The sequence below is a fragment of the Pontimicrobium sp. MEBiC01747 genome (assembly GCF_053601635.1).
The window spans coordinates 1-577 of the sequence record NZ_JBSHNS010000011.1 but is presented as its reverse complement, the minus strand read 5'-3'; the positions used below and the strand labels follow the sequence as shown (position 1 = coordinate 577).

At 37.8% G+C, this 577-nt stretch carries 1 pseudogene; it reads right to left on the bottom strand.

Annotation, left to right across the window (positions count from 1 at the left end):
* Positions 1-577, bottom strand: a pseudogene (locus tag ACVC2P_RS00085) (hypothetical protein); the annotation flags it as partial.

Genomic DNA, 577 nt, shown 5'->3' with positions numbered 1-577 from the left:
CAAAAGAAACAACTCCTGTTGCGTTTACAACTTGAGAGTTTCCTTGATTGTCTGATACGGTAAGTGATGTTGCTGTTCCTAAATCTGTAATATCTGTTTCTACAAAAAACTGTGGTCCATTTATACAGTCTGAAACAACTGCGTAAGTTGCTGTAGGGTTTGTACATGTCGAGCATACTACTGTAACATCTAATGGATCAAATCCATTGGTATCGCAACTTACAGACCCATCCGAAGTTATTGCTAAAGTAATACTGTCTCCTGTAGATTGATAAGTAATACCTGATACATCACCACCATTTCCATAAGGTGTTCCTGCATTTAAATCCGTTCCTGTTGCTACATCTGTAATGACTAATTCATCCCAGTTGTTTTCTACCGTTCCTGAATTGATTGTTATTGTTAATCCTGATCCATCTGTACTTGTAAATGTAAAGACATTAGAGTCATTAGCTGTGTAACAGTAATTTAAGGTTTGTGCTCCTACGGCACAGTCTACAGAAAAATCTGTTTGTACTGTTGTTGTAAAGTTTAAAGGACCTACCCAGTCGCTATATGTACCTCCGCCACAATCTGA